At 56.5% G+C, this 782-nt stretch carries 1 pseudogene; it reads left to right on the top strand.

The features are described 5' to 3' along the window. Positions 1-782: pseudogene (locus A3730_RS32190) on the top strand (peptigoglycan-binding protein LysM); the annotation flags it as partial.

Here is a 782-nt window from a genome sequence, read left to right as displayed (position 1 = left end):
TCGCTACCCACAAGCCGTTGACTTCCTGCGCAACGAAATCAATAAATCACCGGAACGGGCAGACCTGAAAGTGCGTCTGCTGGAACTGCTGAAAGAAATGGGCGACGACGCAGCATTCCAGCAACAAGCAACCGCCTATGCCGGCACTGGTACTGAGGTGGACGCAGCCATTGCTCGTTTGGGTGGTGCGCCGGCTCCGTCGGGCGAGGATGATGAAGAGCTCTCCCTGGACGATCTGGAAATGGGCCTGTCCTCCGATCTGGATAACGAGCCGGCCAGTGCGCCGACCATTGAAGCGGAAGCGCCGTCTCTGGAGCCGGAAAGCACTGATGAGTTGGCGGATTTCGACTTTGAGCTGGATTCTGCAGAAGCCGACAACGATGACGCCACCGTCATGCTGGATGCGGACAGCGAGGCATCGCCTTCTTCTGCCAGTGCCCAGGACGATGATTTCAGCCTGGATTTCGACAGCGACGATGATGCGGCAAAAGAAGTGCCGGAAATGTCTGACGCGGACAAGCAGTCTCTGTCTGCTGACTCCCTGTTGGAGCTGGATGACGTTGGTAGCGCGACTCTGGAAGATGACACTGAATTCGGTGATCTGAGTCTGGATGAAATGAATGCGGAGTTCGATGATCTGTCTGCCGAACCGGCCGCTGACGAAGAGCTGGATTTGTCTCTGGATGATCTGGACTTGTCTGACGAAACCGGCGCGGCTCCACAGTCGACTGAAGATGACACCCTGGCAGATCTGGATATTGATCTGGAGCTGGACGAAGCTG

The organism is Alcanivorax sp. HI0044 (genome assembly GCF_001634945.1).
This window is presented reverse-complemented; position numbering and strand designations above follow the sequence as displayed.